At 42.6% G+C, this 7,770-nt stretch carries 7 protein-coding genes; 5 read left to right on the plus strand and 2 right to left on the minus strand.

The window, feature by feature from the left end:
* Positions 1–25: 25 nt before the first annotated feature.
* Positions 26–928: a LysR family transcriptional regulator gene (locus tag ACED25_RS01500; protein ID WP_017092646.1), complete on the minus strand. Its 903-nt coding sequence runs from the start codon at positions 926–928 to the stop codon at positions 26–28.
* Positions 929–1,056: 128 nt separating this feature from the next.
* Here ACED25_RS01500 and ACED25_RS01505 point away from each other — a divergent pair, with 128 nt between their 5' ends.
* The 5 genes from ACED25_RS01505 (at position 1,057) to ACED25_RS01525 (ending at position 7,181) form a co-directional block, all read left to right on the plus strand.
* Complete coding sequence (locus ACED25_RS01505) at positions 1,057–2,121, plus strand: HlyD family secretion protein (RefSeq protein ID WP_009844998.1); 1,065 nt, start codon at positions 1,057–1,059, stop codon at positions 2,119–2,121.
* 3 nt (positions 2,122–2,124) lie between these two features.
* The gene (locus ACED25_RS01510; RefSeq protein ID WP_371694474.1) at positions 2,125–3,675 is read left to right on the plus strand and encodes a DHA2 family efflux MFS transporter permease subunit; all 1,551 of its coding nucleotides are present in this window, start codon (positions 2,125–2,127) and stop codon (positions 3,673–3,675) included.
* Positions 3,676–3,963: 288 nt separating this feature from the next.
* A complete protein-coding gene (locus ACED25_RS01515; RefSeq protein WP_371694475.1) occupies positions 3,964–5,553 on the plus strand; it encodes a response regulator in 1,590 nt (529 codons plus the stop codon).
* Positions 5,547–5,879, plus strand: coding sequence for an Hpt domain-containing protein (locus ACED25_RS01520; RefSeq protein WP_009844988.1), 333 nt, complete (start codon positions 5,547–5,549; stop codon positions 5,877–5,879). Before ACED25_RS01515 ends, ACED25_RS01520 begins: the two co-directional genes overlap by 7 nt.
* A 405-nt stretch (positions 5,880–6,284) precedes the next feature.
* Positions 6,285–7,181, plus strand: a complete 897-nt coding sequence (locus ACED25_RS01525) for an RNA polymerase sigma factor RpoD/SigA (protein ID WP_371694476.1) — start codon at positions 6,285–6,287, stop codon at positions 7,179–7,181.
* A 186-nt stretch (positions 7,182–7,367) separates the two neighbouring features.
* Here ACED25_RS01525 and ACED25_RS01530 read toward each other — a convergent pair whose 3' ends face one another.
* On the minus strand, positions 7,368–7,721 hold the full coding sequence (locus tag ACED25_RS01530; RefSeq protein ID WP_371694477.1) for a hypothetical protein: 354 nt from the start codon (positions 7,719–7,721) through the stop codon (positions 7,368–7,370).
* Between the last annotated feature and the right edge of the window lie 49 nt (positions 7,722–7,770).

The raw sequence follows: 7,770 nt of genomic DNA on the forward strand, positions 1-7,770 counted from the left end.
CACTTAACCGCTAAGGTTTTCCCCGTTACTTTTGCTTCCTATTTTGAAAGGCAGTCAGTAGATAGTCGATAAAGACCTTTTTACGTTTCGGCATCAACTGCCTGTCTGCATACACTAGGCTTACTGAAACTTCTGGCATCTCATATTCAGGTAACAAACGAATCAGCTTACCTGTCTTGAAGTGTTCCCGACAAATGAATTCAGGAAGCACCGCCAAGCCGAGCCCATCCACACACGCTGTTAGGCATGCCGTGATGGTATTCACCCGTAACTGACACGGCAGATCGATCAAAATCGACTCACCGCCTTCTAATTGCAAATGCCACTTAGGTAGACGCGCCGCCTTGTTGACGACCTCAATCATTCTGAATGGCGGTTTAAGATCATCGGGTGAAGAAATTTCACCAAACTGTTCTAAATACTCAGGGCTAGCTACCAATACACGCTTTGATGTTGTGAGGTAGCGAGAAACCAAGCTCGAATCCACCAACTCACCAATTTGCGCGTAAAGATCGATCCCCTCTGCAATGATGTCAACTTCTCGATTCGACAGTTCTAAGTTCAAAGTCACGTTTGGGTGCTCTTTTAGGAAACTGTGGATGTATGTGGCTAATACTTGATGTCCCAATTCGACAGGCAACACAACATTCAACTGCCCTCGGATCAAATCCTGATTGGCAGAAACCTCTAACTCAGCTTGGTTCATGATCTCTTGCATCTGCATGCTCGACTGATAAAAGCGCTCACCCTCTGGAGTTAAGACTAAACTTCGTGTCGAACGAGTGATCAACCTCACACCTAGGTGCTGCTCTAGCTCGTCAAGCTTTCGGCTGACGGTCGACTTGGTCATGTTCAATGCTTCAGCTGCGTGCGTGAAACTCCCACAATCAACAACTTGTGTAAAAACAGTCACAGCATTTAAGTCCATCGTATTTCTCCCAAAGCTATATTAGTAAGATTTTTGCAACAGTGTTTCCCTTTTTTCCTATCTTATCAATCAATCGAATTCATTTACAATTCGTTACATCTAAATAAAAACAAAATGAGAAATAAAAAATGACAGAGAACAATAACGCTTCGCAATCAGTAAGCACAAAAAAACGTAAAAAAGCTCCGCTTATTGCTACTGCGATCATGCTGTCATTAGGTCTTGCTGGTGCCGGATATTGGTATGGCTATGGCCAATACTTTGAATCTACCGACAATGCCTACCTACAAGGCGACATCACTAATATAAGCCCGAAGGTGTCAGGTTATATTGTTAAGTCTTACGTGAGTGATAACCAATCGGTTAAACAAGGTGACTTGTTGGTTCAAATTGATGATCGTGATTACCAATCTGCACTTGCTCAGGCGAATGCGCATTTAAGCGTCGTTCAATCAAGCGTACACAACCTTATCGCTCAACAAACGTTACAACGTAGCCAAATAAATCAAGCCGAGAGCCGTGTTGATTCCGCACAAGCTGAATACGAACGTGCTATTCAGCAAGTGGTACGTTCTCGTAGCTTATTAAAGCGTAACTATGCTTCGCAAGATGAAGTCGACAGCATGGTCGCACAACAAAAAGTCACCCAAGCAGAACTTGAAGAAGCGAAAGCAAACCTTGTCGCAAGTAATGATCAACTAATCGTGATTGCGAGTGAAATCGAACAAGCAAACGCATCCGTGACTGAAGCTCAAGCACAAAGAGATCAAGCACAACTTAACCTTGATTACACCAAAGTTTACGCGCCAGCGGATGGCGTGATTGGTAAACGTAGCGTCCGTGAAGGCTTGCTGATTCAAGCAGGCGCGCCATTGATGAGTTTGGTTCCAAACAACCAAGTATGGATTGAAGCTAACTTCAAAGAAACACAGCTAAGCGGCATTCACAAAGGCCAAACGGTAGAAGTCGAACTGGATGCCTTTCCGGGTCAGCCACTTGAAGGCGTGGTAGACAGCTTCTCCCCTGCGACTGGCGCCAAGTTTGCGCTACTGCCACCAGAAAACGCGACAGGTAACTTTACTAAAATCGTTCAACGTGTACCGGTGAAAATTACTATTCCAGATCAGCAAGAATTGAAAGGTAGATTGCTTCCTGGTTTGTCTGTGGTAGCGACCATCGATAAACGAGGCTAGATCATGAGTAATGCTGGTGTTGTCACCCACACTAATGATAACGACAAAGTTTCAAGACGCCATTGGATCGCCCTATTTGGCGGTTTGATTGGTGCGTTCATGGCGATTTTGGATATTCAAATCACCAACTCGTCTCTCAAAGATATTCAAGGCGCGCTGTCTGCCACCTTAGATGAAAGTTCGTGGATCTCTACGTCTTATCTAGTCGCAGAGATGATTGCTATTCCACTCAGTGGTTGGCTTTCTAAAGCACTCGGTAAACGCCGTTATATCACGTGGACGACAGCCATTTTCACCATTTCATCTTTGTTATGTTCGTTCTCTTGGAACATGACCTCGATGATCGTGTTCCGGGCGATGCAAGGCTTCAGTGGTGGCGCTTTAATCCCGCTTGCTTTCTCGTTAGTGATTCAGTTATTGCCTGTTAACAAACGTGCTGTGGGTATGGCACTGTTTGGGGTAACCGCGACATTTGCTCCATCTATCGGCCCAACGTTTGGTGGTTGGTTAACCGAGAACTTCTCGTGGCACTATATTTTCTACATCAATATCCCACCCGCTCTACTCGTGATCACCATGATCCGATATGGCTTGGATGATGAAAAGCTCGACCTTGGCACGCTGAAAAAAGCGGACTGGTTTGGTATCGCGACCATGGCATTAGGGCTCGGTTGTTTGGAAGTGGTGCTAGAAGAAGGTAACCGTGAAGAGTGGTTCAGTTCGAGCTTTATCATTGGCCTAAGTATTGTGTCTGCAGTGAGTTTGGTTTACTTCGTGATAAACGAACTCCAACACAAAAAGCCACTGGTGAACTTGCGGCTATTGCGGGATGGGCAATTTGCTATGTCTTGTATCGCCTATTTGATTTTGGGGATGGCGTTGCTTGGCTCTATCTATGTGCTGCCGATGTATCTCACTCAAATTCAGCAATATAACGCGATGGAAATTGGTGAAGTGCTAATGTGGATGGGTTTCCCACAACTTCTGATATTCCCAATTGTGCCCAAGCTAACACAAATCATTAAGCCTAAGTACTTGGTGACCTTTGGCTTCGCAATGTTCGGTTTCAGTTGTTACGTGAATACGCACATGACAATCGATTTTGGTGGCCAACAGCTGATTTTGTCTATGGTTCTGCGTGCTATCGGTAGCCCATTTATTATGGTTCCGCTGTCTTTGGTTGCGATGAAAAACATCAGCAAAATGGACACACCTGACGCTTCGACCTTAACCAACGTAATGCGCAACCTAGGGGGCGCATTTAGTATCGCGATTATTGCTACGTTGCTAGATAACAAGACGCGCGAGCATTTGGCGCATATCAAAGAGTCGCTACCTTCAGTGAGTCAGTTAGGTTGGCAAACGCTCAAAGATCAACAAGCGTTCTTTATCCAATCTGGCAGTGATGCCGCGACAGCGATGCAACAAGCGCAAGCTAGCCTACTTGGCACAATGCAACGTGACGCTGCTATTATGGCTTACAACGATGTGTTCTTAATGATGACGGCGTTCTTGGCTCTAGCTGCAGTATTGATTCTAAATATGCGTGATTAGCGCTAGAGTTTTGTTTAATAAAGCTTCAAGAAAAGAACAACATTTCGAATAAAAAATCGAACAATTAAACTGAGAGGTAAGCTTATCGGCTTGCCTCTTTTTTATTTCTAAAACACGTATAACCCAACGAAAATCAGGTAAAAGTAACCTGCGTTTGAAGTCTTTCATAGATGTTATCGAATACTCCTTAATTACCAATAGTTTATTGAGTTTTTGTCTGTGATATTGGCACCTTGACAATGTGCAACTTGACGCCTAAATTAAAAATAACATTTGGTATTGAGGAAAATGGATTTGACCTTACCACCTGACCTACGAGTTTTAATTGTCGACGACTCCAAGAGTGCAACTATTCTTATAAAGCAGCAACTCTCGAGCTTGGGCATTGCACATGATTGCATCTTTATTGCGACCGACTATCGACAAGCAATTAAAGCGGTCGAAACTCACTCTTTTCATGTACTCCTCATCGATTACCACTTAGAACAATCCTTCACTGGTTTCGAACTATTAGGAATTCTGTATCGAAATAGGCTCATCGACCATACGGTTGCGACAATTTTACTCTCTGGGGATATGCGTCAAGAAACGGTATTAACTGCCCTGTCAGGCGAGGCACACCATTTCGTTTCTAAACCGATTCATACTCAGAGGTTAGGTAAAAAGATCCAAAGTGCTGTGTCCATCTCGAAGAAGCTGACACAACTGAACGAGTTATATCCAATCACCAGTCAGGATAAATTGGCTCAAGCATTAGCGGTCTCGCCTAATGGCACTAGCGTTCAATTCGAAGCGACACTGATTGAACATTTAATTTCAGGTAAGAATTGGCAATTGCTCTCTAGCATCATTAACAACTCGAAAACCAACATGCACCCGACAAAACTGGTTGCTGAAGCTCTGATTCTCGACAGTTTAGGCAAACAGGATCTAGCCATAGATAAGCTCCACAACTTTCTGATCGCGCAGCCACTCTCATTGAGCGTCATTGATTGCTTAAGCTGTATCTACGAAAAACATAAGATGCTGCTTCCTGCTCTGAAATTAGCGATTCGTGCATTTGAGATGACACCAAGTATCAGCCATCGTGCAATCAGGGCGATTGACTTGGCTGAGAACGCAGACAACACACGTATGATCATAAAGTTAGGTGAGATGTATGCGACCCATATTTCAGCTGCTGACATTGATGTCATTCACTCCATTTGTGCGCACTTTAATTCATTAAAAGCGACTTATCAGCGCGAGACGCAACTAAAGTACAAACGTATTTTGCTTGAGCACGCCAACCAATTCACCGAATTAGTAAACCTGAAACTTCCGGTAAAACAACAGCAGCAGGTTTTAGCCAGCCTTGCCCTGTTTCAGAGCAGTATCTTGCTCATCGAAAATAGCCCTCAGGTTGCCCACAAAAAAGTGATTAGAGCTTCAACGCTGTTAGCGAATAATTTCCACAGCCAACCAACTTACTTGCTCGCTCAACTATTACCACTGCTCGTCCATTTTGGGGAGTACTCTCTTTATCACTTAGCAGTGGAATGTCTAAAATCTCGTGGAGAAGCAGTAAACCACAAACTTGAGTCCCAAAATGTCGACCCTTCAACTTGTATAAACATTGAAAGCTTTGGGTCAATACAGGAATTAAAAGACTATATTCACAGTTACCCATATTCAGTTGCCGCCAAACTTGACTATATATATGCCGTTCATAAAGCTCATATAGATGAAAAACTTAGCGACGACTATTTAAGAGAAATTTTACAGTTAGAACTTCCTCCAAAATGGAATCAATGGATTAGTGATTCATTAAGATCTGGTTTTTCGAGTAAGCCGCCTAGCCCATTTTCAACATACAGCCAACAGGAGTCTATATGCTAGATATCGATGCCTTAAATGCCTACTTAGATAATGACAGAGAAATAATCTTCGCTGTATTGTCTGTGTATCAAGAAGACCATGGCAATTCATTAGAAGAGATACAAGAACTGGTACAGCAACAAGATTGGGGCAAGCTTCATTTTATCGTACATACATTAAAAGGCATATTAGCCAGCTTCGGCGAAGAAACAGCTACAGCGGCCTTAGAAAGAGTCGAGCAAAACACATCCAATAAACTAGCACCTCAAACGGACGACCTTTCGGTTATCTACAGCGAAGTAAAAATCATCAATCAACAAATCGATGATGTGCTCAGCACTTATTAGTCGATAGAACTAAGAGTTACGTGGTGAAACTTAGTAGCCAAAGGAGTTGAGGTATTTGGAAACATTGAACCTCGACTCTTGTCATTTTCCTTATCATTTTCTCTCTCAATTATATAGCTAATCCACGCCTATAAATTCATGGTATTTATCTAGATAAGCTCAAACATAGCAACACTTTATAGACCTCCTACATACATGTCTTGAACAAAAAACCGTCACACTCGATGGGATGCAAAACAGTTAAATATTTGTAGAATTTTTTGTGACATAAACATACGAAATTGCATTTTATTTATTGGTAAAGAAGAAACTGTTACCTACACTTAATGAAACCAAGCGTTATTCACCTGGTAACATAATAATAAAATAAATAAAACGTTCAGTCGGCTAGATAAGGACAAGGAAATGAACAATGACAGTTTTGCTGCGTTTCAGGGGCTCACGAATGAAACTCCCATTAAAGAATCATTTACTACTGCTACAGAACCTTACGCTCACTATCTAAAGGATATCGTGGGCATTGATCTGTTATCGCGTGAAGATGAATTGTATTACGCAAAGTTGAATCGTGCGGGTGACAAACATGCACGTGACATCATGATCGAATCGAATCTACGCCTCGTTGTAAAAATCGCAAAAAGTTATCTAAAACGCAAAGGCAACAACTTCACACTGCTCGACCTTATCGAAGAAGGGAATATTGGCTTAATCAAGGCCATCGATAAGTACGATCCAGAACCCGGCTATCGTTTTTCCACTTATGCTGTGTGGTGGATTCGCGAAAATATTGAAGCGGCCTTAATGAATAAAGGTCGTACCGTTCGCTTACCTGCTCATGTGTGCAAAGAAATTAATAGCCTTGCATCAAAGAAGCTCGATGTAAGCAAAAAAATGCGCAAAGAAATCTCGATCTCAGAATTATCGAATAGCTCAGGCGTAAAAGCTGAACGTGTCGATCAACTGGTTGCGTTAAGCGGGTTTATTGACGTAACAACGACGGTTGGTATCAGCCACGCACCACTTGTACTTGAACAGTGCGAAAGTGAATACATCCCCGATCCTCAACAAGACTGTGAAGACCAATCATTTACACATGCGCTAGAGCAGATCATAAACACACTGCCACCTAAATTGCAGAAGGTTCTTATTCACCGTTTTGGTTTCTTCGACAACAAGGTGAAAACACTGTCTGAGGTTGGACAAATGTTGGATGTGAATGTCTCTAATGAGCGAGTTAGACAGATGCAGAAAGAAGCGGTCGAGAGGATTCAAAAACGACTGAAATTTGATGGTTGGGTGTAAGTCGCACCTGTATAGAATTAGGTAAAAATAACGGTCAGTAAAAACTGTAACGTTAAGTAAAGAAAGAACCTTAAGGGGGAGCCTCAAAGCTTGCCCTTATTTGTTTGCCTACTTTCTTAGCAAACTTGAGTCATCATAAACGCTCAAAACAAGCAATCATGGTCAGCGAATCCAGGCTGCGTTTAATCACCTTAACGAAGTACCTCTTTCGCTGCGTAGAATGAGGTAATTAACATAGGTGGTTTCAAGGCAATTTTGCTCCCACAAAGATAGGATACGCTTAGTTGCAAAGTAATAGTCTTTGTTCCTAAGTAACATGCCGACCGTGCGGCTAAGTTTCTCAAATCGAACTTGGTCGCTTGCCGCAATGTAATCGTCATCACTTTGAATAATGGGAGCCAAACCATCGGCAAACCAATTATTTAGAATTTCTCGCATCTCCAATTCAGACTCAGGAACATCGACACTCGACAATTCACGATGTTGAGGTGGTGGCACGATGTATCTCGACGCTTGCGGTGAACTGACATAACGATACATGTCGTCCCTCCTTTTAATTAACTCTTCTAATAATTAAGGACATTTTTAT

Origin of the sequence: Vibrio sp. 1F263 (assembly GCF_041439035.1) — a bacterium.
Classification (GTDB): domain Bacteria; phylum Pseudomonadota; class Gammaproteobacteria; order Enterobacterales; family Vibrionaceae; genus Vibrio; species Vibrio tasmaniensis_A.

What these genes read in the sequence shown, in the direction of transcription:
- ACED25_RS01500 (WP_017092646.1), bottom strand. Translation starts at nt 928, where the DNA reads ATGGACTTAAATGCTGTGACTGTTTTTACACAAGTTGTTGATTGTGGG.
- ACED25_RS01505 (WP_009844998.1), top strand. Translation starts at nt 1,057, where the DNA reads ATGACAGAGAACAATAACGCTTCGCAATCAGTAAGCACAAAAAAACGT.
- ACED25_RS01510 (WP_371694474.1), top strand. Translation starts at nt 2,125, where the DNA reads ATGAGTAATGCTGGTGTTGTCACCCACACTAATGATAACGACAAAGTT.
- ACED25_RS01515 (WP_371694475.1), top strand. Translation starts at nt 3,964, where the DNA reads ATGGATTTGACCTTACCACCTGACCTACGAGTTTTAATTGTCGACGAC.
- ACED25_RS01520 (WP_009844988.1), top strand. Translation starts at nt 5,547, where the DNA reads ATGCTAGATATCGATGCCTTAAATGCCTACTTAGATAATGACAGAGAA.
- ACED25_RS01525 (WP_371694476.1), top strand. Translation starts at nt 6,285, where the DNA reads ATGAACAATGACAGTTTTGCTGCGTTTCAGGGGCTCACGAATGAAACT.
- ACED25_RS01530 (WP_371694477.1), bottom strand. Translation starts at nt 7,721, where the DNA reads ATGTATCGTTATGTCAGTTCACCGCAAGCGTCGAGATACATCGTGCCA.